At 41.3% G+C, this 26963-nt stretch carries 29 protein-coding genes and 2 riboswitches; of the genes, 19 read left to right on the forward strand and 10 right to left on the reverse strand.

Translation table 11 applies throughout. The features are described 5' to 3' along the window. The first annotated feature begins 35 nt into the window (after nt 1-35). Both ACRYKC_RS11340 and ACRYKC_RS11345 read left to right on the forward strand, forming a co-directional pair. Nucleotides 36-215: a hypothetical protein gene (locus ACRYKC_RS11340; RefSeq protein ID WP_085029186.1), complete on the forward strand. Its 180-nt coding sequence runs from the start codon at nt 36-38 to the stop codon at nt 213-215. Nucleotides 216-314: 99 nt separating this feature from the next. Next, on the forward strand, nt 315-887 hold the full coding sequence (locus ACRYKC_RS11345) for a superoxide dismutase family protein (RefSeq protein ID WP_433806835.1): 573 nt from the start codon (nt 315-317) through the stop codon (nt 885-887). A gap of 317 nt (nt 888-1204) precedes the next feature. On the opposite strand, the gene ACRYKC_RS11350 is transcribed toward ACRYKC_RS11345, so the two are convergent. Both ACRYKC_RS11350 and ACRYKC_RS11355 read right to left on the reverse strand, forming a co-directional pair. Continuing rightward, a complete protein-coding gene (locus ACRYKC_RS11350; protein ID WP_433806836.1) occupies nt 1205-2380 on the reverse strand; it encodes a MalY/PatB family protein in 1176 nt (391 codons plus the stop codon). Between the two features lie 195 nt (nt 2381-2575). Next, the gene (locus ACRYKC_RS11355) at nt 2576-2932 is read right to left on the reverse strand and encodes a helix-turn-helix domain-containing protein (RefSeq protein WP_433806837.1); all 357 of its coding nucleotides are present in this window, start codon (nt 2930-2932) and stop codon (nt 2576-2578) included. A gap of 406 nt (nt 2933-3338) precedes the next feature. Here ACRYKC_RS11355 and yugI point away from each other — a divergent pair, with 406 nt between their 5' ends. Further along, a complete protein-coding gene (gene yugI / locus ACRYKC_RS11360) occupies nt 3339-3719 on the forward strand; it encodes a S1 domain-containing post-transcriptional regulator GSP13 (RefSeq protein WP_433806838.1) in 381 nt (126 codons plus the stop codon). A 49-nt stretch (nt 3720-3768) separates the two neighbouring features. On the opposite strand, the gene ACRYKC_RS11365 is transcribed toward yugI, so the two are convergent. Then, nucleotides 3769-4005 carry a DUF378 domain-containing protein gene (locus ACRYKC_RS11365; protein WP_085029191.1) on the reverse strand — a complete coding sequence of 79 codons (237 nt, stop codon included), beginning with the start codon at nt 4003-4005 and terminating at the stop codon, nt 3769-3771. Nucleotides 4006-4155: 150 nt separating this feature from the next. On the opposite strand from ACRYKC_RS11365, the gene ACRYKC_RS11370 reads away from it, so the two are divergent. From ACRYKC_RS11370 to ACRYKC_RS11380, 3 genes are all read left to right on the forward strand, one after another. Next, nucleotides 4156-5322: an iron-containing alcohol dehydrogenase gene (locus ACRYKC_RS11370; RefSeq protein ID WP_433806839.1), complete on the forward strand. Its 1167-nt coding sequence runs from the start codon at nt 4156-4158 to the stop codon at nt 5320-5322. Between the two features lie 148 nt (nt 5323-5470). Further along, complete coding sequence (locus ACRYKC_RS11375; RefSeq protein WP_433806840.1) at nt 5471-6817, forward strand: glucose-6-phosphate isomerase; 1347 nt, start codon at nt 5471-5473, stop codon at nt 6815-6817. A 102-nt stretch (nt 6818-6919) separates the two neighbouring features. Next, complete coding sequence (locus ACRYKC_RS11380) at nt 6920-7336, forward strand: YugN-like family protein (RefSeq protein ID WP_085029194.1); 417 nt, start codon at nt 6920-6922, stop codon at nt 7334-7336. On the opposite strand, the gene ACRYKC_RS11385 is transcribed toward ACRYKC_RS11380, so the two are convergent. Continuing rightward, the gene (locus tag ACRYKC_RS11385; protein WP_433806841.1) at nt 7319-8317 is read right to left on the reverse strand and encodes a potassium channel family protein; all 999 of its coding nucleotides are present in this window, start codon (nt 8315-8317) and stop codon (nt 7319-7321) included. The genes ACRYKC_RS11380 and ACRYKC_RS11385 overlap by 18 nt on opposite strands. An 83-nt stretch (nt 8318-8400) precedes the next feature. Beyond that, nucleotides 8401-8952: a thioredoxin family protein gene (locus tag ACRYKC_RS11390; protein ID WP_433806842.1), complete on the reverse strand. Its 552-nt coding sequence runs from the start codon at nt 8950-8952 to the stop codon at nt 8401-8403. 131 nt (nt 8953-9083) lie between these two features. On the opposite strand from ACRYKC_RS11390, the gene ACRYKC_RS11395 reads away from it, so the two are divergent. The 3 genes from ACRYKC_RS11395 (at nt 9084) to ACRYKC_RS11405 (ending at nt 11625) form a co-directional block, all read left to right on the forward strand. Next, nucleotides 9084-10142 carry a M20/M25/M40 family metallo-hydrolase gene (locus tag ACRYKC_RS11395; protein ID WP_433806843.1) on the forward strand — a complete coding sequence of 353 codons (1059 nt, stop codon included), beginning with the start codon at nt 9084-9086 and terminating at the stop codon, nt 10140-10142. A gap of 108 nt (nt 10143-10250) precedes the next feature. Then, nucleotides 10251-10448, forward strand: coding sequence for a hypothetical protein (locus tag ACRYKC_RS11400; RefSeq protein WP_433806844.1), 198 nt, complete (start codon nt 10251-10253; stop codon nt 10446-10448). Nucleotides 10449-10713: 265 nt separating this feature from the next. After that, a riboswitch (FMN riboswitch) is annotated at nt 10714-10861 on the forward strand. Nucleotides 10862-11028: 167 nt separating this feature from the next. Continuing rightward, on the forward strand, nt 11029-11625 hold the full coding sequence (locus tag ACRYKC_RS11405; protein WP_433806875.1) for an ECF transporter S component: 597 nt from the start codon (nt 11029-11031) through the stop codon (nt 11623-11625). 69 nt (nt 11626-11694) lie between these two features. Here ACRYKC_RS11405 and ACRYKC_RS11410 read toward each other — a convergent pair whose 3' ends face one another. The 3 genes from ACRYKC_RS11410 to ACRYKC_RS11420 form a co-directional block, all read right to left on the reverse strand. Beyond that, nucleotides 11695-12066: a TraR/DksA C4-type zinc finger protein gene (locus ACRYKC_RS11410; RefSeq protein ID WP_433806845.1), complete on the reverse strand. Its 372-nt coding sequence runs from the start codon at nt 12064-12066 to the stop codon at nt 11695-11697. A gap of 40 nt (nt 12067-12106) precedes the next feature. Continuing rightward, nucleotides 12107-12502, reverse strand: a complete 396-nt coding sequence (locus tag ACRYKC_RS11415; protein ID WP_433806846.1) for a hotdog fold thioesterase — start codon at nt 12500-12502, stop codon at nt 12107-12109. Between the two features lie 92 nt (nt 12503-12594). Continuing rightward, the gene (locus tag ACRYKC_RS11420; RefSeq protein WP_433806847.1) at nt 12595-13539 is read right to left on the reverse strand and encodes a 1,4-dihydroxy-2-naphthoate polyprenyltransferase; all 945 of its coding nucleotides are present in this window, start codon (nt 13537-13539) and stop codon (nt 12595-12597) included. A gap of 232 nt (nt 13540-13771) precedes the next feature. On the opposite strand from ACRYKC_RS11420, the gene ACRYKC_RS11425 reads away from it, so the two are divergent. From ACRYKC_RS11425 to ytkD, 8 genes are all read left to right on the forward strand, one after another. Beyond that, the gene (locus tag ACRYKC_RS11425) at nt 13772-15163 is read left to right on the forward strand and encodes an isochorismate synthase (protein ID WP_433806848.1); all 1392 of its coding nucleotides are present in this window, start codon (nt 13772-13774) and stop codon (nt 15161-15163) included. Further along, the gene (menD, locus tag ACRYKC_RS11430) at nt 15163-16896 is read left to right on the forward strand and encodes a 2-succinyl-5-enolpyruvyl-6-hydroxy-3-cyclohexene-1-carboxylic-acid synthase (protein ID WP_433806849.1); all 1734 of its coding nucleotides are present in this window, start codon (nt 15163-15165) and stop codon (nt 16894-16896) included. The genes ACRYKC_RS11425 and menD overlap by 1 nt, the downstream gene beginning before the upstream one ends. After that, on the forward strand, nt 16896-17693 hold the full coding sequence (menH, locus tag ACRYKC_RS11435) for a 2-succinyl-6-hydroxy-2,4-cyclohexadiene-1-carboxylate synthase (RefSeq protein ID WP_433806850.1): 798 nt from the start codon (nt 16896-16898) through the stop codon (nt 17691-17693). The genes menD and menH overlap by 1 nt, the downstream gene beginning before the upstream one ends. Nucleotides 17694-17751: 58 nt before the next feature. Then, nucleotides 17752-18570, forward strand: coding sequence for a 1,4-dihydroxy-2-naphthoyl-CoA synthase (gene menB / locus ACRYKC_RS11440; protein WP_085029205.1), 819 nt, complete (start codon nt 17752-17754; stop codon nt 18568-18570). Nucleotides 18571-18828: 258 nt separating this feature from the next. Then, nucleotides 18829-20298 carry an o-succinylbenzoate--CoA ligase gene (locus ACRYKC_RS11445; RefSeq protein ID WP_433806851.1) on the forward strand — a complete coding sequence of 490 codons (1470 nt, stop codon included), beginning with the start codon at nt 18829-18831 and terminating at the stop codon, nt 20296-20298. Between the two features lie 4 nt (nt 20299-20302). After that, on the forward strand, nt 20303-21409 hold the full coding sequence (menC, locus tag ACRYKC_RS11450; RefSeq protein ID WP_433806852.1) for an o-succinylbenzoate synthase: 1107 nt from the start codon (nt 20303-20305) through the stop codon (nt 21407-21409). 64 nt (nt 21410-21473) lie between these two features. Then, nucleotides 21474-21785, forward strand: a complete 312-nt coding sequence (locus ACRYKC_RS11455) for a hydrolase (protein ID WP_433806853.1) — start codon at nt 21474-21476, stop codon at nt 21783-21785. 326 nt (nt 21786-22111) lie between these two features. Further along, the gene (gene ytkD / locus ACRYKC_RS11460; protein WP_433806854.1) at nt 22112-22582 is read left to right on the forward strand and encodes an RNA deprotection pyrophosphohydrolase; all 471 of its coding nucleotides are present in this window, start codon (nt 22112-22114) and stop codon (nt 22580-22582) included. A gap of 83 nt (nt 22583-22665) precedes the next feature. Here the strand turns inward: ytkD and pckA are convergent, their stop codons facing one another. Next, nucleotides 22666-24258: a phosphoenolpyruvate carboxykinase (ATP) gene (gene pckA, locus ACRYKC_RS11465; RefSeq protein WP_433806855.1), complete on the reverse strand. Its 1593-nt coding sequence runs from the start codon at nt 24256-24258 to the stop codon at nt 22666-22668. 164 nt (nt 24259-24422) lie between these two features. Between pckA and ACRYKC_RS11470 the strand changes: the two genes are divergently transcribed. Together ACRYKC_RS11470 and metK are read left to right on the forward strand one after the other, a co-directional pair. Next, entirely contained in the window at nt 24423-24809 is a 387-nt protein-coding gene (locus tag ACRYKC_RS11470) for a thiol-disulfide oxidoreductase DCC family protein (RefSeq protein WP_433806856.1), read from the forward strand. 54 nt (nt 24810-24863) lie between these two features. Further along, nucleotides 24864-24977: riboswitch (SAM riboswitch) on the forward strand. Between the two features lie 213 nt (nt 24978-25190). Further along, nucleotides 25191-26387: a methionine adenosyltransferase gene (gene metK / locus ACRYKC_RS11475; protein WP_433806857.1), complete on the forward strand. Its 1197-nt coding sequence runs from the start codon at nt 25191-25193 to the stop codon at nt 26385-26387. 41 nt (nt 26388-26428) lie between these two features. Here the strand turns inward: metK and ACRYKC_RS11480 are convergent, their stop codons facing one another. Beyond that, the gene (locus ACRYKC_RS11480; RefSeq protein WP_433806858.1) at nt 26429-26941 is read right to left on the reverse strand and encodes a gamma carbonic anhydrase; all 513 of its coding nucleotides are present in this window, start codon (nt 26939-26941) and stop codon (nt 26429-26431) included. Between the last annotated feature and the right edge of the window lie 22 nt (nt 26942-26963).

Consider the following 26963-nt stretch of genomic DNA (forward strand, 5'->3'; position numbering starts at 1 on the left):
ATAATAGGGACACAAGGGAAGGAAGTGATGCCCCTATGATGGAATTTCTTTATTTTCCTCAAGACAAAAGCGAGTACATTCCCGCTGTTCTTATGCTTCTTTTATTTATTATCCTTGCAGCCGTTACTATGATTGTTTTAATAAAAGCATCTCAAAAAGAGGAGAAGAAAACCAACCATACGTACCGACTAGAAGAACACGAGAATGAAAATTGACAAGACCACGCCGGAGATTCCAGCGTGGTTTTTTGTTATAGATTCGGTAATATTGGGGAGACTAACTCAATAAACGCTAGAGATGGTTGAGGTGTAAGGATGAGGAAATGGATAAGCTTCGTCTTAATAAGTAGCGCATTACTTTCTGGGTGTACTGGTGATCAACGATCTCCTTTGGACACATCCATTTATAATCAATCCAATGATAAGATCGGTACGGCTTCATTAACAGAGAAACCTGAGGGTGTAGAGGTGGCTTTGAAGGTTGAAGGATTAGAGCCTGGTGTACATGCCGTTCATATTCACGAGTTTCCGAAGTGTGAGGCTCCTGAATTTAAAAGTGCAGGTAATCATTTTAATCCTAAATCAAAAGATCATGGTCTGATGAATACAGAGGGTGCACATGCAGGGGATATGCAAAACATTGAAGCTGATGCCAGTGGAATGGTGGATGTTAAGCTAATGCTCTCGGAAGCAAAGCTCAAAGAAGGGCAAATGTCCCTATTAAGAAAAGAAGGCACATCCATTGTGATTACCAATGGACAAGATGATGGAATGACTCAGCCTGCAGGTGATTCAGGAGATAGAATTGCGTGTGGAAAGATTACGCTTGATGCTGATGAAGATGAAGCAAGTGACCCTACTGAGCCTGATAAAAAACAAGAAAAATAGCAAGTAATAGTTGTTCAGACAAAACTGAATAATCACAAAAATTCCGAACGATTTCGCAGAAATCAGTTCGGAATTTTTATATAGCAAGAAAGGGGTCAATTACCGCTCCGTCAAAACCTTCACTTTCCACGGGCACGGCCTCAGCTTTCTCGAAAAGCAGAGAACGTGGTAGTGCGGGTCTGTTCCCGTAGGAGTATCCGTATGTTGACTCCGCTAATGATCTGCATAGTACATATATGTTTCTAACGTTCGTTTTTTAACCCTATGCTTTACTTATATCGCAGCCTTTTCTCATGACAATGTGAAAAAGCAAAGGACTATTCATGTTCCTGAACGGCTTGGATGATTCTGTTTACGCCATCTTCGACAATGGAGCGCGGCGCGGCAAGGTTCATTCTCATGAAGCCTTCACCTTCATCTCCGAACGAAGCTCCATCATTCAAGCCAACTTTTGCTTTTTTTTGCATGAAGGATTTCAGTTCTTTTTGTGAAAGATTCAACTCCCTGCAATCGAGCCATAAAAGATAGGTGCCTTCATTCGGAATCACCTTTATAGTGCTCGTCTCTTCGTGAAAACGTTCCACCACATAGTCCCGATGCGATTCAAGGATTTCTTTCAATTCACCCAGCCATTCAGCTCCATGTTTATATGCAGCTTCCATAGCTGTAATTCCTAAAGTGTTTAACATGAACATTCCTTGATTGTTGAATTGTTTATCAAGCGCTTTTTTCATTTTTTCATTTGCCGTGACGACGTAAGATGCCTGCAAACCAGCTAAGTTAAAGGTTTTCGTTGGGGAAAAGCAAGTGATCGTATTTTGGTTTGCTTCCTCTGAAAGAGAAGCAATAGGAATATGTGTATGAGATCCTAAAACTAAGTCCGCATGAATTTCATCGGAAACGATTGTAACGTTATGTTTGAGACAGATTTCGCTCATCTTTTCTAATTCATCTTTTGTCCAAACTCTTCCTACAGGGTTGTGAGGGCTGCAAAGAATGAACATGGTCACGTGATTTTCTTTAATCTTCTGTTCAAAATCATTAAAGTCAATTTCGTATTGACCACCGTTAAGAATCAGTGGGTTTTTAACCACATGCCTCCCATGACTTTTTACCACACTATAAAAAGGCGGATACACAGGAGTTTGGATAAGGATGTGATCGCCGATTTCTGTTAGAGATTGGATAATCATATGAAGGGAAGGAATGACACCTGGACTATAACTGATCCAATCGGTATCAATATTCCAACTATGTCTTGTTTTAAGCCAATCACTAAGATGATCTTTTACAAGATCGTCGGGAATGGTATAGCCGAAAATGCCGTGGTCCACACGTTTTTTTAACGCGTCCATCACAGCTTCTGGGGTTTTGAAATCCATATCTGCAACCCACATGGGCAGTACCTCTTTATCTTGATACAATTGTTCTGCCATATCCCACTTTACAGACCTTGTCCCTTTTCTTGTAATCACTTCTTCGAAACGGTTCAAATCAATCTCCTCCAAATTCTCTAGTCTTTTTATTTATCATAACCGAAAGAGGACGATCGATGAAAATAAGTTGTTTGAGGAAATTTAACCAAAAAAAAAGCAAAGCGAACGTTCGCTCTGCTTAAACAGGGGGAATACGAGAAAGTCTTACGTTACTATATATAACCAGCTTTTGTAGGTTTTAAACCTATTAATTTATTTTTTTTGCTGATTTAATTCATATAGTAGATTCATTGCTTTTAAAACGTCTTGTTCAGAGAAGTCGCGCGCTTTTTTCAAAATCAATTTTGATCTTTTCACACCAATCTCCTGGATCAATTTTTCTAATTCATAGTCAATGTTTGTATCATTTTCATCTTCAAACTCCATTAGCTCAGATGCGGGAATATCCAATACAGTGGATATCTTCAATATCGTATCAAGCTCAGGCAGTCGTTCGTTGGATTCATAGCTCTCTAGAGTCGTTACTCCTAATCGTGCCTTCAATGCTAAATCTTCTTTAGAGATGTTTTGAGCCTCTCGATATTTCTTAATATTATCTCCAACAGTCATATGAACTCCTCCTACGAGTGCTTTTCTTTTATTATATCATGCCAGCAAATTATGGATGAGCAAATTTACCAACAATTTGTGAACACTGGACAATAATTCATTAAGGTTAGTAAATTATTTTGTGGGCAAAAATTTTGGGTGTGAGACTAGATCCTGAACCGCGGGAAACCAAGCCCAACGGGTGCAAGTATAAAAAATGCCATAGGCTTGTTGTGCCCTAAGGAAGAAGGGGCGTTCATCGTTGGTGCAGGATGTGCTAAATTTAGTTGAGCGTTCACTGAATGACTAAGCATGGCACTTCTGCTATTGTTCTTTAAGAAATTAATTTTGCTAAACGGTACAAACTGTGGTAAAATCATTAATTGCGTGAAAAGAAGCGAATAATATATATCAGGAGTTGTATAGAATGTCAGAGAAGTTTCAAGAAGGTCAAGTATTAGAAGGTAAAGTCACTGGAATTCAGCCTTATGGTGCTTTCGTAGCCCTTGATGATCAAGTTCAAGGTTTGGTTCACATTTCAGAAGTGACTCACGGATTTGTCAAAGATATTAACGAACACCTTTCAGAAGGTGATGAAGTTCAGGTTAAGATTCTAAATATCGATGAAGAGAAAAATAAATATTCTCTATCCATCCGTGCGACACAAGAAGCACCAAAGCAGCGCCCTCGCAAACAAGCTGCACCTAAGCAACAGCAAGAAGATTCTCAAGCAGGGTTCAACACACTAAAAGATAAACTAGAAGACTGGATCAAACAGTCTGACGATCGCGAAAAATTTCGCAAATAAATGAAAAGTAATGGACTAGTCATCAAGACTAGTCCATTTTTTTTGTGTTCTATTCAGCAGATTCTGCAGTGGTGTCACTATATTCGGCAGCTGGAGAGAAGTAAAGGGAAATGGCAATAAGTCCACTAATGCCAACAAGTGTATAAATGACCCGTGCGAATGCTCCGCTTTGTTCTCCGCCTCCGAATAGACCGGCAACGAGATCATATTGGAACAAACCGATTAACCCCCAATTAATGGCACCAATGATGACTAACAATAGGGCTACACGTTGAAACCAACTCATGTGACGCACTCCTTTCTAATCCAAAATATTATTCAGTCATAGCTTGAACTAGCCCGCAAGAAATATACATAGTGCATAACTTTTGAGTAATAGAAGAAATTCGGAGATAATATGACTCGAGACTTTTTAGCAAAGAAGGGAGATCTCAACATGGAAACATTCACTTATTTCAATCCGACAAAGCTCATCTTTGGTAAAGATCAAGTTAACCAACTACCAGATCAATTGCCTGTAGGTACTAAAAATGTACTGCTTGTTTATGGTGGTGGCAGTATTAAGAAAAATGGAGTATATGATCAAGTCTTGGATCAATTAAATAAAGTGGAAGTTCAAATCCATGAGCTTCCAGGAGTTGAACCAAACCCAAAACTCACCACTGTTTATAAGGGTGTTGAGATTTGCAAGAATGAAAATATTGACTTTTTGCTAGCTGTAGGAGGCGGCAGTGTCATTGATTGCACAAAAACAATTGCCGCTGGAGCAAAATACGATGGTGACGCTTGGGACCTTGTGACAAGACAAGCGACTCCTAAGGACGCGCTCCCATTCGGAACAGTGTTGACCCTCGCTGCAACTGGCTCTGAAATGAACGCAGGTTCTGTGATCACGAATTGGGAAACAAATGAAAAATATGGATGGGGAGCTCCTCCTTTTACCAATCCAAAGTTTTCAATTTTAGATCCTTCCAATACAGTTTCAGTACCGCGAAATCAGACGATCTATGGAATTGTTGATATGATGACTCACTTGTTTGAGCAGTATTTCCATACACCAACGCAATCGCCGGTTCAGGATGAAATGATTGAAGGTGTACTGAGAACTATTATTGAAACAGCACCGAAACTGCTTGAAGATCTAGAGTCTTATGAGTACAGAGAGACCATTCTCTATGCTGGTACTATCGCTCTAAATGGAATGTTGCAAATGGGGTACCGTGGAGATTGGGCAAGTCACAATATTGAACATGCAGTCTCTGCAGTGTATGACATTCCTCACGCAGGCGGTTTGGCTATTCTATTCCCGAACTGGATGAAGCACAACTTTAAGGTAAGGCCAGAACGCTTTGCCCAGCTCGCTACAAACGTATTTAGAGTAAATGCAGAAGGTAAGTCTGAACAGCAAGTAGCAGAAGAAGGTATTGAATCGCTCCGTTCCTTCTGGTCTTCTCTAGGTGCTCCTGAAAAACTTCGTGATTATGAGATTACGGATGAAAAATTTGACGTTATCGTAGATCGTGCCATGAAGCGCGGACCATTTGGTAACTTCAACAAATTGGAAGCAGAAGACGTTCAGAAAATTTTAGAACTATCCAAATAATAGGAGGAAGAAGTTCAGGAATTATCCTGAACTTCTTTTTTTTTTAGAATGTATCCGTTTACAAATTTATGTTCGCTTGATTAAAGATTAAGGTTTCGATAAAGTTAAAAATGGCTTGGTTAATAATATGATAATGGAGGTAACACACATGACACATGTTCGTTTTGATTATGAAAAGGCGTTACCATTTTTTGGTGAACACGAACTTGATTATATGGAAGGTGCTGTTTCCTTAGCACACGAAGCATTACATGAGAAAAAGGGAGCAGGGAACGATTTCTTAGGATGGCTCGATCTTCCGGAAGACTATGATAAAGAAGAGTTCTCCCGTATTCAGCAGTCTGCTGAAAAAATTAAGTCAGATTCTGATGTATTACTTGTGATTGGAATCGGAGGTTCTTACTTAGGTGCACGTGCTGCGCTGGAAATGCTGAACCACAGTTTCTACAATGAGCTTTCCGGTGATGCTCGTAAAACCCCGCAAGTTTTCTTTGTAGGTAGCAGCATCAGTGCTCCTTACATGAATGAACTTTTTGATGTACTTAAAGGCAAAGACGTATCCATCAATGTTATTTCTAAGAGCGGAACAACGACAGAACCAGCAATCGCTTTTCGTATCTTCCGTAAATACCTTGAGGATAAATATGGGGTAGAAGAAGCACGTAAACGTATCTATGCAACCACAGATAAACATAAAGGTGCGTTGAAAACTCTAGCGAATGAGCAAGGGTACGAATCGTTTGTGGTCCCAGATGACGTTGGTGGACGTTATTCCGTATTGACTGCTGTTGGTTTGCTTCCGATCGCAGCAAGCGGAATTAATATCGATGAAATGATGAAAGGGGCTCAGGCTGCTCGTAAAGAGTTAAGCTCTGATCAGCTTTCAGATAACCCTGCTTATCAGTATGCAGCGGTCCGTAATGTCCTTTACAATAAAGGAAAAACAATTGAAATGCTCGTCAACTATGAGCCGTCTCTTCAATACTTTGCAGAGTGGTGGAAGCAATTATTTGGTGAAAGTGAAGGAAAAGACCAGAAAGGCATTTTCCCTTCTTCAGCCAACTTCTCAACTGATTTGCACTCTCTCGGCCAGTATATCCAGGACGGTCGTAAAGATATGTTTGAGACTGTGCTGCACGTTGAAACACCAGCATCTGATATTACGATTGAAGAAGACGAACAAAACCTTGATGGTTTAAACTATCTTGCTGGAAAAACGGTTGACCAGGTCAACGAAAAAGCCTACCAAGGTACGATGCTTGCTCATACAGATGGAGACGTTCCGAACTTGATTGTTCACTTGCCTAAGCGTGATGCCTACACTTTCGGTTATCTTGTGTACTTCTTTGAGAAGGCTTGCGCAATCAGTGGGTATTTGCTTGGAGTAAACCCATTTGACCAGCCTGGTGTAGAAGCTTACAAGAAAAACATGTTCGCTCTTCTTGGAAAACCAGGATTCGAAGAAGAAAAAGAAAAGTTAGAAAAACGTCTATAATAACAAAGAATACCAAAAATATCCACCTCAGGCCATCCAGAAAATGGATGACCTGAGGTGTTTTTAATTGGGCAAGATAGGACTAAAAAGGAGTGTTTGGCCGTGATACCTTTATCTTCTTCCATTACAAATGAAGTGTATACGTTCAATGATGTAGAAAGCGAACTAAAACCTTTAGGATTTAAACTTTCTGATAACTGGGATTACGAACATGGATATTTTGATTATAAGATTGACGATCGAGTGGGTTATCAATTCTTAAGGCTTCCGTTTCAAGTTACTTCAGGATCCTTGGATGCTCCGAGTGATTATGCAACTATTCAAATGAAAGAACCTTTTTTGTTGTCTCATAAATACAACCCTGGCCTTGATGATAACGTAAAGGAAGGAAATTTCCGTGCCATATTTGATCAGTTCCAGGAGCCTGTAGATAAAGACGCCTCTTTTCCAGAGGAGCACGTCAGCACAGGAAGAGAAGTTCTTGCACAAGTGGAACAAGCCTTAATGACGAAGCGGTGAAAAGACAATCAGGTAATCACCCTTCTCTAACTTGGTTTCTGCATGCAAGTCAAATGAGACATCTTCTCCTTTCTTAATGCCGATAATTTGACAGCTTTCTTTAAGAAAATATTCTAATGCTTTCATCAAAGGTTCCCCTTCGAATTGCTCAGGTACTTTCTCTTCATGAAATTGCCTTGCTGTCAATAAATCAAGAAGCATTTCAAAAGGCTGGATAGGATCATTACGATAAAGTTCATGGTAAAAAAGGCTGCTCATAAAATCGTTGGACCTGATAACTGTATCGGCTCCAGCTCTGCCTGCGTTAATTCTTTGTCTGTCCGTCAGAACTTCAGCAATGATGAATAAGTCAGGGTGATGGCCTTTAAGAGCGACCACTTGGTGGATGACGGATTGGTCCGACTGTTCCTCTTTTTTAGAAGGATCAGCGGTGACGACCGCCATTCTTGCCTGGCGTACATTTGCCTTTTCAAGAATCGATTCCTCCGTTGCATCACCTTTCACAAAATGCAAGTTGGATAATCGCTGATAAAATTGATTCATAGACCTGTCGATCAAAACGATGCGCTCAGGAGAGTCCTGGCTGCCGATCATATCAATCAACTGACGTGTCCGTTCGTTCCAGCCTATGATGACAAGATGATCGGTTCCTCGAAAATCCACTTGTCCTTTGGATAAGGCTTGCTCGTGTTTGACTGTAGATGCAGACAGAGTGGCCATATAAAAAGTGACCAGCCCTCCTCCGGTAAGGATTAACAGAATAGCGGTAATCTTTCCAGCAGGACTAAGAGGAACATAATCTCCGTATCCTACGGTAGCTCCGGTTACGAAAGCCCACCAGATGCCATCGAAAAACGATGGAAAGCTCTTGGGCTCTAATATATGGATAATGCCTCCAAACAGGGTCATCATTATCATGACCGTGCCGAAAAGCCTGAGGAAAAGCGGGATTTGGAAATACAGGCGGATCCAATACTGCATGTTCAATGCCCCCTTTTTTACATCAGTATCGGTTAATAGGTCAAGATTCAAACATAAAAAATAACCTGCCTTTAAAGGGCAAGTTATTGTAAAGTACTTTTCATGTCTTCGTAGACATAAGACCAGAAGTCTCGATTATCACGATACGCTTTTGTTACAAACTTTAGCATATCATTTCTTTTTTCCTCAAAGTCATCTGAGTTTTGGTCCGGCAGGTTTATTATCGCATGGTCTATGAATTGCTGGACTTTTTCTGCTCTTGGCCCCCAAGTTCCAATTTCTTCGCCGTTGGGATGAAGAAAGATGATTTTAGGGATCGATCTAGAAGTACCGTTGGTTAAATATTGGTCCATCAGTTCTAAGTTTTTATCTCTGAGCAAAAATCTTGTCTGTATATGTCCAGCTTCAGCTAGTCGCAAAAAGATGGGGATATTCAGCATAGCATCTCCGCACCAGTCCTCGCTGAGGATGATAGCACGCATGTTTTTCTTTTGCAGTTGTTCAAACAAGGGGTAGTCTTCCGGGTTAACTTTGAAATGTTCATATATATAAACCAGGTTTTCTTGATGTTGCTTCATAGAATCAACATACTCCTGAGCTGTCCAACCTTTTTGGAACCATTCGTCTAAGTTCATCAAAAATCCTCCTCCACATGGCATACATGTCCTTGTACCCTATTCGTTTAAAGAATATGCATGATTTTAAGAAACAGTTAAATCTTTTTTGTTATGATAAAGAGAAGAAGGATAGAAGAGGAGTGGCACATATGAACCAGGAACGATTGAACTTTTTACTTGAATTGTTACACACACCTTCACCATCAAGTATGGAAATGGAAATTCAGAAGCGATGGATTAAAGAAATGGATTCTTTTGCAGATGAAATCAGAACGGACCATGCCGGAAATGCTATTGCTGTTCTCAATCCTGAAGCAGACTTTAAAATATTGCTTGCAGGTCACTGTGACGAAATAGCCCTTGTGGTCAATCGAATCGACGACGAAGGATTTCTCCACTTTGATAAGATGGGCGGGATCAATCCAAAAGCAGCTGTTGGGATGAAAGTGACAGTACTCGGATATGGAAGAACTTTGACAGGTGTAATTGGCGTCAATGCTCAGCACCATGGAGGCTTAAAAGGAGATTTTGGTTTAGAAGAGCTATTCATTGATTGTGGGGCAAAGTCTAAGCAAGAAATAGAAGAATTCGTTCAAATTGGAGATCTTGCTGTTTATAAACGTGAGCCAGAAGTCATGATGGATCGCTACATATCAGGTAGAGGGCTCGATAACCGTACAGGTCAGTTTATCGTAGGTGAAGTACTTCGTAAACTAGCTGAGAAAGATTTGAATGTAGGCGTTTACGCCGCAAGCACTGTCAATGAAGAAACGAATATGGGAGGCGCATTTTTCGCGGCAGCTGGAGTTGAACCGACTATGGCGATAGCTTGTGATGTGACTTTTGCAACTGATTACCCTGGAGTTAATAAGCGTAAGCATGGCGACGTAAGATTAGAAGGTGGTCCTGTGTTAGCAAAAGGTGCACCAATTAACCGAAAAATTAATCAGCTGCTTGAAAATACTGCGAAATCACTGACGATGGATGTACAGTATGAATTGACGCCCCGGATGACAGGTACCGATGCAGATAAAATGCGTCTAACCGGTAAAGGTGTACCGGTCAGTTTGGTTTCCTTACCTCTAAGATACATGCACTCTCCTGTAGAGACGGTGAGTATAAAAGACATCGAGCAAGAAATTGATCTTCTCGTTGAAATGATTGCGAATATGAAAGGAACAGAAAGCTTAAATCCGTTGGATGATTAACTGGAAACTTGAGGGGATGACCCTCAGGTTTTCTATTAAGAAGGAGGTCTAAAATTGCACCTTGATGGATAGGATAGTAGAAAATACTTTTTTCGAAAGAGGTGCATCATGGACAGAGAACTTATGCATCAAAGCATTCTATCCTTGAAAGGAAAGCTGAATACCGGACAAATTCCTTATCATCCTTATGAAGACCATTTCACTTCTCATTTAGACGCTGTCCAGATGAGTGAGGATGGTCTTGTTGATGAAAGTACGATTTCACCTACGTTGAAGATTCTTCTGAATAAGGTAAACGATATATAAGCGCCTACGGGTGCTTTTTATTTTGCCTTATTAATTGGTGGTGCTGGTTATACTGGGTAATCATTAATTTAATGAGAGAGCAGTATTATGAAACATTCGATATCGGAATAACTTTGGCGGGAAATGACTCGCTTTCCTGCGGGGGAACCGGCAAGCCTCTTCAGCCGCTTCGCTCCTTGTAGGGTCTCTATAAAATTTAGTAGAAAACTTTTAACTTGCGGCAGCATCACACTCTATATAAAATAGAAATACAATACAATATCGATTCCATCTTCGGGGCAGGGTGAAATTCCCGACCGACGGTGATGAGTGTTTGCGCACTCTTAGTCCGTGACCCGTGAGGTTTCGACCGAGCGGTGGACCTGGTGAAAATCCGGGACCGACAGTTACAGTCTGGATGGGAGAAGATGTCGAGCGAAGCAGGTAGATATTTTTGCTACCTTCTGTTTCCTGTGCGCGATTTAATCTCAGCCTTAAAGCCCCATCGTATGCTTTAAGGTTATTTATGTTGCAAAAAGGAAATATGCTCACCTTCATCTGGGATGTGAATCGATGAAAAAGGTGAAGGAGGAGATTGATGATGAACCCCCAAACAGGTCAGTCATCAAAATTGTTGAAATTAATTATCTTAGCTTTATTAGGGAGTATTTCAATGGTGTTAATGTTTTTGAATTTTCCATTGCCGATGCTTCCACAATACCTGAAAGTGGACTTCAGTGAAGTGCCTGCGTTAATTGCTGCGATTCTATTCACCCCTATGGCAGGAGTGGTTGTAGAGGGATTGAAAAATACCTTGTACCTTATTTACACAGGGGCCGCAGACCCAGTCGGAGTAGTCGCTAACTTTGCAGCAGGGACACTCTTTGTCGTCCCGGTAGCTATGATCTACCATAAATATAAATCTACCAAATCCTTAGTATCAGGGTTAGTTACAAGTTCTGTCATTATGGCTATTGGAATGAGCGTTCTGAATTTCTTCTTGATTCTTCCTGCCTATAGCTGGTTTATGGGGTGGGAGACGATGAGTACGAATGTTAAATGGGCTACCATTTTGGCTGGAATTCTTCCATTCAATGTAATCAAAGGAATTGTAATTGGGGCTTTATTTGTACCTTTATTTGTAAAAATGAAGCCGTGGTTAGAACAGAAGAAAATTCGCTCATCTTCAGCGGCATAATCATATGAAAAGCAAAAAGGAGCTTCCCTTCATTGGGAAAGCTCCTTTTTTCTAATTCACTGCTTTAGTTTACTGTTGGTCTTCTATTTCATCGACACGATAGCGCGCAGTAGGCATCGCTTCTAATCGCTCTACAGGAATTGGTTCGCCGGACTTTTCACTCAACCCATATCTTCCTTCCTCCATGCGTTTTAGAGCGTCATTAACATCCATAAGCTTTTCGCGAGCTTGTTCGTAAAAAGTCATTTCTTTTTCTCTCTCAAATTGATCTGTTCCCAAATTCCCAGGGTGGTCTGCCACACTGCTGATCTCACCAGTCTCATCATTTTGGTAGTCTTCTTTGGCTCGATCATTTCGATATTCTTCTAAATCCTTTTCAGCTTCTTCTTTCATTTCCAATAATCGTTTTTTGAATGTATCCTTTTGGTCTTTTGTTAACATCGATTCATTCTCCTTTCTTGAAACAGTGTGTATAGAAAAGTCATGTTCTTTTCAATGGAACGACCCCGATGGTACAACGGGAAGTAGAGATTAACTCATTGGAAGAGTTTTCGATTCTGATTTCCCAAACCATTGTGTTTTTGCCAATATGGACAGGTGTGGCAACCCCTGTTACAACGCCGTTGCGGATACTTTTAATGTGGTTTGCATTGATTTCGATGCCGAAGATTTGGTATTGATTACTGTCAACATTTAAAAACGCTCCGATACTCGCAGCGCTTTCCGCTAGAGCTACACTTGCTCCACCGTGTAAAAAGCCCATTGGCTGGTGTGTTCGATGATCTACTGGCATACGAATTTGTACACGGTCAGGCTTGGCCGTCTCGATTTCCATTCCTAGTGTTTCCATCAAAGTATTTTTCATCATTTGTTTCATGTCTTCCCCGTCCTTTAAAGTAATATTTCCCACAATAGCTAGTATCAAACCTAGTTAAAAGAAGGATGGTCTAAAACCATCCTTCTGTCTGTTTATCCTAGTGGAATATAAAGTTGTAGTAATAATGAAATTCCTAAAAGCAGCCCATACACGGTATTCGTTTGAGCGGTCGCCTTCATCGCAGGCAGCATTTCAAGAGGTTCCGATTTTCCTTTAAACCCTTTTATTGCATCCACCGCTTTCCGTACACTGAATAAGCTGATCAATGCCCAGTATGGTAAAAAGCCGAATAAAATAAATGCGATTGTCAGAGCATAAGCACCTGCGAATAAGATAATTAGAAAACGTACAGCACCTTTATGGCCAAATAGAATAGCCAGTGTTTTCCTTCCGTTTTCTGCATCTCCAACCCGATCACGGATATTATTTGCCAAAAGAATGGCCCCTATAAAGATAGCGACGGGTATAGAAATAAGAACGACTTCAACTGTGAGACTCAAGGTCTGGATGAAATAACTTATTCCAATGATGATTGTCCCCATAAAAAATCCTGCTGTTACTTCCCCAAGTGGAGTATAAGCGATCGGATATGGCCCGCCTGTATAAAGGTAGCCGAACAGCATCGAAATAAGTCCGACTAAAGCAACCCACCAGCTGGAGGATAAGCAAATATAGACTCCTAATAAACCTGCTATAGCAAAAAAGCTTATGGCGAGGGATAGGACGACACGTGGATTTATTCCATCACGTACAATTGTGCCACCGATCCCTACGGAGTTTTCTGTGTCCAGTCCACGAACATAATCGTAGTATTCGTTAAACATATTTGTTGCAGCTTGAATGAGGATGGAAGCCAATAACATAGCTAAAAATAACCAGAAGTTAATGGATTGTTCAATTGCGGCCAACATTGTTCCAATGAAAACAGGTACGAATGCAGCTGTAAGTGTATGAGGACGCAGAAGCCTCCACCACACTTGAAATCCTTCACGTTCATTCAAGGAAGCTTTCATGTTTTGATTTTGAACAGAGCTCATAGATGTTCTCTCCCTTGCATTTATACTATTCTATATGATATCAATTTAAGTTTAGGGAAACAGGACCATAGTGTCAATCATTGTAAGAATATGCAAGAGGTAATGGAGATTCCTTGAGTCAAGAGAAAAAAGAGAATAAAATAGAGGGAGATGCACGTTTAGAGACTTCATAATGATTCAAATATCATTCAAATAAATTTAGAACGTCCCTAAATGAATGGGAGGAAAAAGTATGCTTCATACAAAGACATCTCAAATAGAGGAGATTATCGGCGAAGCTATTGCAAAAGCACGTCATTATACAGAACCGCAATTAATCAGCGTAGTCGATCAAATTGATTATATTGATGCTTATCAGTTCATGAATCATGGACAAGTAGTCGATCATCATCGTTTGTTTTGGCGAAGCGCAGAAGAGGATTTCACCATGGTGGGCGTTGGAACCGCGAGTAAGTTATTCGCGACAAATGAGCGTCGCTTCAAGGAAGTGCAATCACTTTGGAATGAAATCCGTGAACACGCGGTAATTTATAATCGGTATGGTGAAAAAGGGACAGGGGTTGTTGCCTTAGGAGGCTTCAGTTTTGATTCTAAACAGAAAAATGCTTCACCCTGGGAGGCTTTTCCGGATAGTCAAATGACAATCCCTGCCTATCTTCTTACCAATAAAAATGGGAAGTCATTTTTGACCACAAATGTAATGATTTTTCCTGAGGATCATCAGCAGCAGGTCGTCAATCAGATTGCCGCTGACCATGAAAAGCTTTTAAGTTTCACGGAGCATGATTTCCGTTTACCTGAGAGGATAAATATTTCAGAAGTGGCACCTGAACTTTGGAAGGCATCCGTAAAAGAGGCGACGGACGATATAAAAAAAGGGCTTCTGGAAAAAGTGGTCCTTGCCCGTGAACTGCGCATAGCCTTCAGCGAGCCTGTACAAATCGCTTCTGTATTAAAGGCTTTGGCAGAATCACAAGACAATAGTTATATTTTTGCCTTCGAAAGTGAAGGGGAATATTTTGTAGGTGCTACTCCAGAGCGACTCGCAAAAGTTGATAAGCGTGAACTAATATCTACGTGTCTCGCTGGCACCGTCCCCAGGGGAGAAACTGAAGCGGAAGATCAACATCTGGGTAGCGACCTTTTACATGATCCAAAGAACCGTCAGGAGCATCAATTTGTCGTCGAAATGATAAGAGAAGCGGTAGAAGCCTGCTCCACAAACGTTGATATCCCTGAGGAACCAGTCTTGTACCCCCTCAAAAATTTGCAGCATCTGTACACTCCAGTACGGGCCACTTTAGACGAAGGATACACGATTTTGGATGTAATTGAAAAGCTTCATCCAACACCTGCGCTTGGGGGAATGCCGCAGGAAAGATCAGTCGAGTACATCCGTCATCATGAAACTTTAAATCGAGGATGGTATGCAGGACCGATCGGCTGGTTTGATGACCACAATAATGGAGAATTTGCCGTAGCCATCCGTTCAGCGTTAATCAAGAATGACAGTGCCTCGTTATTTGCAGGATGCGGAGTTGTGGAAAATTCAGATCCACAAGCAGAATATGAGGAGACAGCCGTCAAGTTGAAGCCAATGTTGTCTGTTTTAGGGGGATATTAATGGAACATGTTGAATCTCTAACGAAATATGTTACTCACTTCGTGGATCAACTCGCTTATTCAGGAGTTGACCACGTCGTAGTATCTCCAGGATCAAGATCGACCCCTCTGGCGATGGCGTTTGCTGAACATCACGGCATTAAACATTGGATCCATTTAGATGAAAGGTCTGCTGCTTTTTTTGCATTAGGGATGGCAAAAGAACAGCAAAAACCTGTTGCTATTGTATGTACATCAGGAACTGCTGCAGCCAATTATTATCCAGCCATTGTAGAAGCTTATTACAGCCGCATTCCTTTAATCGTTCTAACCGCTGACCGTCCTCATGAATTGAGGGACGTAGGAGCACCCCAAGCGATTGACCAAACTCATATGTTTGGTCATTATGTATGTTGGTATCAAGATATGGCACTGCCAGAACCTGGTCTTCACACGTATGCAAGAAGGCAGGCTGCTCGTGCGGTAGAAGAAAGCATTGGTGGGAATAAAGGTCCTGTCCATTTGAACATGCCTTTTAGAGAACCGCTCGTCCCTGATTTCACTTTAGAAGGTCTATGGAGAGGGGATTTGCAGCCAATCCCTAAAGCTGCGGCGGGCAAAACTCTTTTGAACGAAAAGTTGATCTCAGAGTTGCAGGATAGATTAACTTCAAAAGAAAAAGGTGTTATCGTTGTCGGTCCACATACAGAAGGTGAACTTATTGAACCGGTAACAATGCTCGCATCACGGTTAGGTGTTCCTATACTAGCTGATCCACTGTCTGGCCTAAGAGCAGGAGAACATGACAAAAGAAACATTATAGAAAATTATGATGCTTTGTTGAAATCACCTACTTTAAGAGACCAGTTAGAACCTGATTATATCCTGAGGTTTGGAGCTATGCCTGTGTCAAAGGCTTATTCAAAATGGGTGAAAAAATGGGACGCTATTGACCATCTAATTGTAGATTCCTATAAAAGCTATCGAGAGCCAGCAGGAATTCAACCCCGGTTTATTTGGGCTGATCCTAAGCTGTTTTGCGAACAGTTGACGACCGAATTGTCAGAAGGAAGTACAGAAACAGACTGGCTGGGAAGATGGGAGAAAATGAACCACACAGCTAAAGAACTCATGCTGAAAGAGCCTGAAGCAACGCTGAATGAAGGGCATGCGGTCGTCTATCTTTCCCAAAATCTTCAGAACGGATCGAATCTATTTGTTGGAAACAGTATGCCGATTCGGGACGTAGATAGCTTCTTCATGTCAACGCCAAAGGATATTAACATTTTGACAAACAGAGGAGCGAACGGCATCGATGGGGTTGTTTCTTCAGCTATAGGGTCAGCGGTCTCAGGACGGCCAACAACATTGTTGCTTGGTGATGTTTCCTTCTTCCATGATCTGAATGGGATGTGGATGGCAAACCGTTATAATATTCCTTTAACAGTTGTCGTTATTAACAATAATGGAGGTGGGATATTCTCCTATCTTCCTCAAGCAAATGAAGCGAGCAACTTTGAAGAATTATTCGGAACTCCTGTCGATATAGACTTTTCACACTCTGTCCATATGTTCGGGGGTATCCATAAAAGAGTGGAGACCTGGTCGGATTATCAAATGGCTTTAGAGAAAAGTCAGCAACATCATGGAATTTATGTCATTGAACTCATCATTAGTCGAACGGACCATGTCGAATTTCATAAAGCGAAATGGGAAAGCGTAGAGGAAGCCGTCTTACATGGGAGTGACGAATAATGTATAAAACAATCAGGGGCCGAAAGTACTGGATTGAAGAAGAAGGGGAAGGTCCAGTCCTATTAATGCTTCATGGATTTACAGGGAGTACCCTTACGTTCGAAGAAATTATCGAGCAATTTCATACATCTTTTCGCGTCGTGAGAATCGATCTTCCTGGACATGCGAGGACTGGAGCGATTGGGGTTCTTACAATGGAACAATTTTGTCGTGACCTTAAAGATTTATTAAAGCAGATGAACGTTGATAAAGTGAATCTATTAGGGTACTCTATGGGAGGCAGAACGGCTTTATCTTTCTCTATCTTGTATCCTGAGCTCGTGGACAAACTTATTCTGGAAAGTGCATCTGCCGGACTTCAATCATCCGAAGACCAGCTGGCTAGGCAGGCTAAAGATGAAGGCCTTGCTAGAAAAGTTGTCGAAGAAGGGATCGAATCGTTTATAACAATGTGGGAGAACATCCCACTTTTCAGAACTCAGGTCGATTTATCTGCTGAAGCCAAACTTAAGCTTCGGGAAGAACGTACGAAGCAAAACCCCCAGGGCCTCTCAGAATCTTTGGTAGGTATGGGAACAGGAAAACAACCTTCATGGTGGGACCGTTTAGGTACAGTATCAGCGGACGTCCTGCTGATTACAGGGGCAGAAGATCACAAATTCCACCGAATTAATAAACATATGACAAAAGAACTGCCTGATGCTAAATGGGTTACTATCGATAACGCAGGACATACGGTTCATCTCGAAGAGCCGAGAATTTTCGCTAAAATTGTTGAAGACTTCATGATACAATAATAATTGTATGTAAGCGTTCATACATGAAAAATAAGTTTAAGTTCAAGGAGGATTTACTATGTCTTTTAATTGGGTTCGCGAACGCGAATACGAAGATATTCTATACGAAACATACGAAGGAATCGCTAAGATTTCCATTAACAGGCCGGAAGTCCGCAATGCTTTCCGTCCTCAAACGGTTCATGAGCTGATTGATGCTTTTGCATACGCACGAGATGACTCCAAGATCGGTGTTATTGTTCTAGCTGGTGTAGGCGATGATGCCTTCTGCGCTGGAGGAGATCAGAAAGTAAGAGGTCATGGCGGTTACGTTGGAGATGACCACATCCCACGTCTGAATGTCCTTGATCTGCAACGTTTGATCCGTGTTATTCCAAAACCAGTGGTTGCAATGGTTTCTGGATATGCGATTGGCGGAGGTCATGTTTTACATATTGTATGTGATTTGACTATCGCTGCAGACAACGCTATTTTTGGACAAACAGGTCCAAAAGTCGGAAGTTTCGACGCAGGTTACGGAGCTGGATTGCTGGCCCGTATCGTTGGTCATAAGAAAGCTCGCGAGATTTGGTACCTATGCCGTCAATACAGCGCAAAAGAAGCTGAAGAGATGGGATTAGTAAACACGGTTGTTCCGCTTGATCAGTTAGAAGCGGAAACGGTTCAGTGGAGTAAAGAGATGCTTGAAAAATCTCCAACTGCCCTGCGCTTCTTGAAGGCTTCCTTCAATGCCGATACAGATGGACTGGCTGGGTTGCAGCAAATGGGCGGCGACGCTACGTTGCTTTACTACACGACTGAGGAAGCAAAAGAAGGTCGTGACGCGTTTAAGGAGAAGAGAAAACCAGACTTTGATAAGTTTCCTCGTTTTCCTTAATGAGAACGGCAAAGGGGCATTCCTTAAGAAGGAGTGTCCCTTTATTTGATTCTCTCTACATTATATGAAATTCATGTATGGAATAAGGGGCGTTGGGTATGGATTCGCTTTCCGCGGACACCAGTACTAAGTAACGGAAAACATCTATGCAATATCGAAATTGTGCCTCCTAGAAAAGGGGGTTTATCTGCAAGAATAAAGTTTGTACTACTACTCATTTATTAATTTAAGCTCTATTTAAAGAAAGAAGGGTCACCTTTGAATGAAACAATTCCTCACTGGTTAGAAAAACAAAATGAACTGAACCCTGAACGTGTTGCCATTGAACAACCTGATGGTTTTTCTATGAGTTTTTCAAAATTGCGTGATGAGAGCAGAAAATTAGCAGAGAATCTGATTGCATTAGGAGTTGAAGAGGGAGACCATGTGGCTCTTCTTATGCACAATCAGATTGATTTCCCTGTGTTTATCCATGCCGTCAGTTATATCGGAGCCACAGCTGTCCTTTTGAATACACGATTAACTGCCACAGAAATCGCCTTTCAATTATCAGATGCGGATGTATCATGGTTTTTTGCAGGTGAAGGACTTATAGAAAAGTCAGAACAAGCGAGAAAAGAATCGCAGTATATACCCCAGGATCGTTTGTTTCAAGTCAATGATATCCCAAAAAGAGAAGCTGAAACATTCGATTTGAAAAAGGAAATCAATCTTGATCAGGTTTTTACAATGATGTACACCTCAGGGACCACGGGCAACCCGAAAGCTGTGATGCACACGTATGGCAATCACTGGTTTAGCGCTGTTGCATCTGCGCTAAACCTTGGTGTTCAATCAGAGGATAAATGGCTGCTGTGTTTGCCGATGTTTCACGTTGGCGGGTTCTCGGTACTGATGAAAAGTGTCATCTACGGAATGACAGTGAGCCTGGTCGAAAAATTCGATGTGTCAGTCATTAATCGAGAAATCAGGAACAATCGTATTACACACATCTCAGTAGTTACTTTGATGCTTCAACGACTGCTGGAAGGTTTTAACGAAGATTACTACCCAAGTACCTTTCGCTGCGTGTTGTTAGGAGGAGGGCCTGTCCCTGAGCCTTTGCTACGCAAAGCCCAATCTAAAAGGCTACCTGTGTTTCAAACGTATGGGATGACAGAAACTTCTTCGCAAATTTCGACCCTAAGCCCGAGTGCGGCTATGCAAAAATTAGGGTCAGCAGGGAAAGCTTTAACGCCTGCTGAGGTAATTGTGGATGCCGACGGACCAACTGAAGTGGGAGAAATTCTAGTTAAAGGTCCTATGGTATCTAAAGGCTACTATAACCATACGCCGTCGAATAAAGAATTTTTGAGGACGGGAGATTTGGGATACAAAGACAATGAAGGATTTCTCTATGTTGTAGATCGAGTGAAGGATGTAATCATTTCAGGAGGTGAAAATATTTACCCCGCAGAGTTAGAAAGTGTTTTAAGCGATTTTCCAGGAGTAAAAGAAGCTGGGGTCACGGGAATGAGCGATGAAACCTGGGGTGAAGTCCCGGCGGCATTTTTAGTCCCTGAAGAAGATGTAACTATCTATTCAGAAGACGTAACGGAATTTTGTGAGGCAAGGTTAGCAAAATACAAAATTCCGAAAGCTTTTTTCACCCTGTCCCAACTACCCAGGAACGCTTCGAACAAACTGCTAAGAAGAGAACTATTTTCTGCCTTAGAAAGGGAGAGTTAGAAGCATGGACATAACTAAAATAGTGCTAAGACATATTAAGCTGCCTCTCACTGCTCCTTTTCGAACCCATCAAGGCACGATAACCAATCGTTCACTCATTATCGTAGAAGCTCATGATTCTGAGGGGTGGTGCGGGTACGGGGAGGTTACTGCTTTTAATGCACCATTTTACACGTATGAAACGACGAGTACAGCATGGGATATCCTCATTAATTTCATTATTCCTCAAATTCAGTTTGGAGAACTTGAACATCCATGTGACCTCTCAAAAAGTTTTCAGTCCGTAATGGGTCATCCTATGGCGAAGGCCGGACTGGAAGGGGCGATATGGGACCTGTTCAGCAAAAAACAGAACGTAAGTCTACGGGAGTTGATTGGAGGCACAAGCGAAACTGTAAGAGCAGGAGCTGTGCTCAGCTTATCCGATTCGCTTGAAGAAGATGTGAGAGGTTTGAAGGATAACGGTTATCAACGGTACAAGCTTAAGGTGAATTTGGGACAAGAGGAAGAACTGATCAAGAAAGTTCAAAAGGTTGATCCTGACCTTCCTATAATGATTGATGCCAATGGCATGTATTCAGAGAATAACATCCCTCACCTTTTAGAGCTTGACCAGTATGGATTAATGATGATTGAACAGCCTTTTCAAGCCGGAGATTTTTTCTTGCATAAAAAGCTGCAAAAGCAGTTGAAGACACCTATTTGCCTTGATGAGTCTGTTATGAGTTTTCATGATGCGAAGCAAGCCGTGGAACTTGAGAGCTGTAAAGTAATTAATATTAAAATCAGTCGTGTCGGTGGCCTTTCAGAAGCAATAAAGATCCATGATTTTTGCCTTCAAAAAGATATCCCTGTCTGGTGTGGGGGAATGGTGGAATCAGGGATCTCAAAAGCTCATAACTTGGCTTTAGCATCACTTCCAAATTTCACTATACCTGGCGATCTTTCAGGTTCTTCAAGGTATTTTGAGAAAGATATCATCAAACCAGAAATAGAAGTGGTGAACGGGATGATTAAAGTTCCTGAACAACCTGGAATTGGTGTTGAAGTAGACAAAAATTATTTAAAAGAAGTAACTTTAGATGTGCACCAAGCCCATGTTAATGAATAAGGATTGAGCTAAAATGTAATAAGCCTTCCTCATTTGCTCAAAATAAGAGCAAGGAGGGACAAGTGTGGAAAAGAATAAGTATTACATCAATATCGGGACAAGAGAAATATCCGTCAACCATGATGCGAATAATGACGATTTTATCGTCGAAGCAACTGAAGATGAGATCCTGGCATTAAGAGAAGTTTTTGATGAAATTGAAATTGCAGACAATAGGTCCTTTTATAGAGCACATATTCCTGCTAAACCTTATCATCAAGATGAAGATAACGATGACTACGATAATGGAATGAGAATAGCCTTCAGGAAGATTTATGATCTTGGTGATGAAATGACGAAAAAACATATTACAGAAATGGGAATATTGGAAGATTAAACAAAGAGCCGTTTTCTAATGTAGAAAGCGGCTTTTTAATTTAAGATTCAATCAGACGTTCAGTCCCTTCAATCTTTTTGCTTCATCTTTCACCTCTTGAGGGATAGTGATTTCCCCTGCTTCAAATGGTTTCAAATTTATGTAATTAATCTATTGTTTACCAGAGGTAAGCAAAAGGAATAATAATGCTAAATATACTCGAATTCTTCTTAGACCAGTTTGTATTTATCTTAGCTTATGGTACGATTTAAACAGGCATAAGATCAGGTAAGTAAGCCTGTCAGGGAAGTAGTTCCAATATAAGCACTAAAGGCAGTTGATCTAGCATGAAAACATTTTATGATTTTTATCATAATCCGGTAAAATTATCTTTTGAGGATCATCCTTTTTCGAAAGCTCCAAAACATGTATGGGTCATTTGCCGCTATAACCACCAATGGTTGCTCACTAGACATAAAGATCGTGGTATAGAATTTCCTGGTGGCAAGGTGGAAGACGGGGAAACAGCTGAAAAAGCAGCGATACGCGAAGTGAAGGAAGAGACAGGTGCTGAAGTTGATGACTTGCATTATATTGGTCAGTATTATGTAGAGGGTAAGGGCGGTAATGTGATCAAAAATGTTTATTTTGCAACTATTTCAGAATTGGCTGAGCAAGAACATTACTTTGAGACCTACGGTCCTGTTTTGTTTCAGCACCTTCCTAAGGAGTTAGCGAAAAATGATCGGTTCAGTTTTATGATGAAGGATGAGGTTCTTCCTCAATGTATGAAACGAATAGAACAAATGGAGTCCTAATTGGTAACAAAAAACAAAAAAGCGCGCGTACGATACTATTTCGTACGCGCGCTTTTTTTATATGAGGAGATGAGGAAACATAATCAATGCCTATTATAGGCAGGTCCAGCCTGTTTGATTTTATCACTTGCATAGACAAATGTTTTAAAGTTCTCATGGAACTTGTTTGCTAAATCTTTGGCCTGTTCATCGTAACGTTCAGGGTCATCCCAAGTTCTCTTAGGAATAAGTACATCATCAGGAACACCTGGACAGTGAGTTGGAATACTCAAACCAAAGAATGGGTCTTTATAAGTCTCTACTGAGGCAAGTTCTCCTTCTAAAGCTGCCTGAATCATAGAGCGGGTATAAGAAAGCTTCATACGGGAGCCTTCTCCATAAGGGCCTCCGGTCCACCCAGTGTTGACTAAATAGACATCTGCGTCAAACTGATCGATCTTTTCACCAAGCATTTCTGCATACGTAGAAGGAGCAAGGGGCAGGAATGGTGAACCGAAACAAGCTGAGAATGTAGCTTGAGGTTCTGTAATCCCTCTTTCAGTTCCGGCAAGCTTACTGGTATATCCACTGAGGAAGTGATACATGGCCTGCTCTTTGGTCAATTTACTGATTGGTGGAAGCACACCAGTTGCATCGGCTGTAAGGAAAATGATTGCGTTTGGATGCCCTGCAATGCTTGGGCGGATGATATTATCTATATGATCGATCGGATAAGCTGCTCTTGTATTTTCAGTCAAACTCGTATCCTCAAAATCAGGAACATGACTATTTGGTTTTAGAACGACGTTTTCTAATACTGAACCAAAGTGAATGGCATTAAATATCTGTGGTTCGTTTTTCTCAGACAAACTTATGCACTTCGCATAACAGCCACCCTCAATGTTGAAGATACCGTAATTGGACCAGGCATGTTCATCATCACCGATTAATCTCCGGTTGGGATCAGCCGACAAAGTTGTTTTACCTGTGCCTGAAAGACCGAAGAATAAAGCGACATCGCCCTCTTTTCCTACATTAGCAGAACAATGCATAGGCAATACATTTTTTTGAGGAAGCATGAAGTTCATAACAGAGAAGATTGATTTCTTAATTTCGCCAGCGTATTCTGTTCCACCGATTAAAACGATACGGTGTTTAAACGAAACCATGATAAAGGCTTCTGAATTTGTTCCGTCAACATCAGGTTCTGCTTTAAATGTCGGTGCGGATACCACGGTGAATTCTGGCTCTAATTCTTCCACTTCATCTTCGGAAGGTCGGATGAACATTTGTCGGGCAAACAGATTATGCCAAGCGAATTCGTTAATAACTCTGATCGGAAGCCTGAACTTTTCATCAGCCCCAGCAAACCCTTTAAAGGAAAACAAGGCGTCACGATCTTTCAAGTAATCGAGCACTTTATGGTAAAGTGTGGTGAAGGTGTCTTCATCGATGGGCTGATTTACCTTGCCCCAATCAACTTTATTAGCGGAGACATCATCTTTTACTATAAATTTATCCTTAGGAGATCGTCCTGTATAAGCTCCAGTGGTCGCCTGGATGGCTCCTTTGTCCGTAAGCGCCCCTTCATGACGCTCTAAGATGTGCTCCACTAATTGAGGTACCGATAATTGGTGGTGGACATGCTCCTGGGCTAATAAGAGGTTTAATTCTGACATTTGATTAATGGCACTCATATGTGTCTACCCGCCTTTTTTAAAAGATTTCAATAAGCTAAGTACTTAATTTGAACATTAGTATAACACATTCATATTAATAATCCATACTCTTTGTGAAAATGCTTTCAATTTATTTTTTACCCTTTTATCAGGTAAAATAAAAGAAGAAAGGTTGTGATTTAATGAGCAAATCACTTGTGCTTTACGATGGGGGTTGTTACTTGTGTAATCAATCAAAGCGTCTGTTTAAAAGGTTTGATTGGTTTAATACGATGGAGTGGATCTCTCTTCAACAATATGGGAAGGTAAATTCTCTACCCAAAAGTAGGGAAAAAGCAATAAAACAGGAGTTACACGTACTGCTTCCCTCTGGAGATGAGAAGAGAGGGTACTTTGCTATTACTTATCTTATGAGAAAATGTCCGCTCACGTTTATTCCAGGAGTCCTTTTTTCCATTCCTGGAAGCAGCATAATTGGAAAACCACTATACGCATTCGTGGCTAGAAGCCGTTATAAACTTTTCAAAGGTAAGTGTAAGAATGGCTCTTGCTCTTTGCCTAAGTCATAGGTATTTAATTGACATTAAACATGGTTTTCGATACGATATCCAAGAACGGAAACTCTCTTATCCAGAGTCGGTGGAGGGACAGGCCCTTTGAAGCCCGGCAACCCGTCATTCAAATGACATGGTGCTAACCTGAAGCAAGGAGATCAATGACTCCTTGGACGATAAGAGCGAAAGGAAGCAGCCCCTTTCCTCTAAGTCAGGAAGGGTTTTTTCTTTTATATAAGGAAATGATCCATAAGTGAACTTGATCCTCCTTTGTACGTAGTTCCGGAGGACAAGATATGAAATGAACGAATAAAGAAACTGTCATACGGTTTCTACACATACTGGTAAAGAGTTCCGTCTAATTCATTGAACTTTCAGAAGGAGGAGTTTTAGAGAATGCCTGCCAATCGCCGGTTATTCACATCAGAATCTGTTACCGAGGGCCACCCTGATAAAATTTGTGACCAGATTTCTGATGCGATCTTAGACGAAATTTTAAAAAACGACCCAAATGCAAGGGTCGCATGTGAAACGACAGTCACTACAGGACTTGTACTAGTGTCTGGAGAAATCAGTACCAATACCTATGTAGATATTCCATCTATTGTACGCCAGACGATCAAGGATATTGGCTATACAAGAGCCAAGTATGGTTTTGATGCTGATACGTGTGCAGTTCTTACTGCCATAGACGAACAGTCCCCAGATATCGCCGGTGGAGTAGATGTTGCCTATGAATCACGTGAGGGACAAATGAGCGAGGATGAAATTGAGGCAATTGGTGCAGGTGACCAGGGGCTTATGTTCGGATTCGCAAACAATGAAACAAAAGAATTGATGCCTTTGCCGATCTCTCTTGCGCATAAACTTTCCAAGCGCTTATCTGATGTTCGTAACGACGGTACACTCGAGTACTTACGTCCAGACGGGAAAACTCAAGTTACGATTGAATACGATGAAAATGATCAACCGGTTCGCGTTGATACTATTGTTATTTCTACTCAGCATGCTGAGGAAATTACGCTTGATCAAATTAAAAAAGACATTAAAGCTGAAGTCATTGATCCTGTTGTGCCTTCTTACTTAATTGATAATCATACAAAATATTTCATTAACCCTACAGGTCGTTTCGTAATCGGCGGGCCGCAAGGGGATGCAGGTCTGACAGGAAGAAAAATTATTGTTGATACTTATGGTGGATATGCTCGACACGGGGGCGGCGCTTTCAGTGGGAAAGATGCGACAAAAGTGGACCGCTCCGCTGCTTATGCGGCGCGTTACGTAGCTAAGAACATCGTAGCAGCAGGTCTTGCAGATACTGTGGAGGTTCAGCTGGCGTACGCTATCGGTGTTGCCCAGCCTGTATCCATTTCTATAAATACGTTCGGTACAGGGAAGGTAAGCGAAGAAAAGCTGGTTGAAGCAGTTAGAGACTTGTTTGACCTACGTCCAGCTGGAATTATTAAAATGTTGGACCTTCGTCGTCCGATTTATCGTCAAACAGCTGCTTACGGTCACTTCGGACGGACTGATGTGGAATTTCCATGGGAAAAAACTGATAAAGCAGAAGAACTTATAAACCGCTTGAAGTAAAACAAAGCCTCTGAATTCATTTTCAGAGGCTTTTTTAATAGTTAGGTTTGCAGGCTTTTATAATATTGTCCTTTTTCAACATAAGTTTTACGAATGCGGTCAAGTTCCTGAATATCCGTTTCGTTCAATTCACGCACAACTTTTGCAGGCCTTCCAAATGCCAGCGTATTTGGCGGTATTACTTTTCCGGGTGGAACTAAGCTTCCCGCTCCTATGAAAGTTTGCTCACCAATTTCTGCTCCGTCAAGGATAAGTGAGCCCATTCCGATCAATGCGTTCTTTTTAATGTGGGCAGAGTGTAAGGTCACTTGATGACCGACAGTTACTCCGTCTTCAATAATTAGCGGCTGATTAGGGCTTTGATGAAGCATGCTTAAATCTTGGATATTTACATTTTTTCCTATATGTACAGGTGAAACGTCTCCTCTGATCACGGTTTTGAACCACACGCTGGAAAGTTCACCGATTTTTACATCCCCCGTGATGACGGCATCTTCTGCAATATAAGCACTCGGATCAATTTGAGGCAGCTTTCCTTTATATTCGCAAATCATGTAGAACCCCCTTATAATATGT

The sequence above is a fragment of the Halobacillus sp. A1-3 genome (genome assembly GCF_050971765.1).
Lineage (GTDB): Bacteria > Bacillota > Bacilli > Bacillales > Halobacillaceae > Halobacillus > Halobacillus mangrovi_B.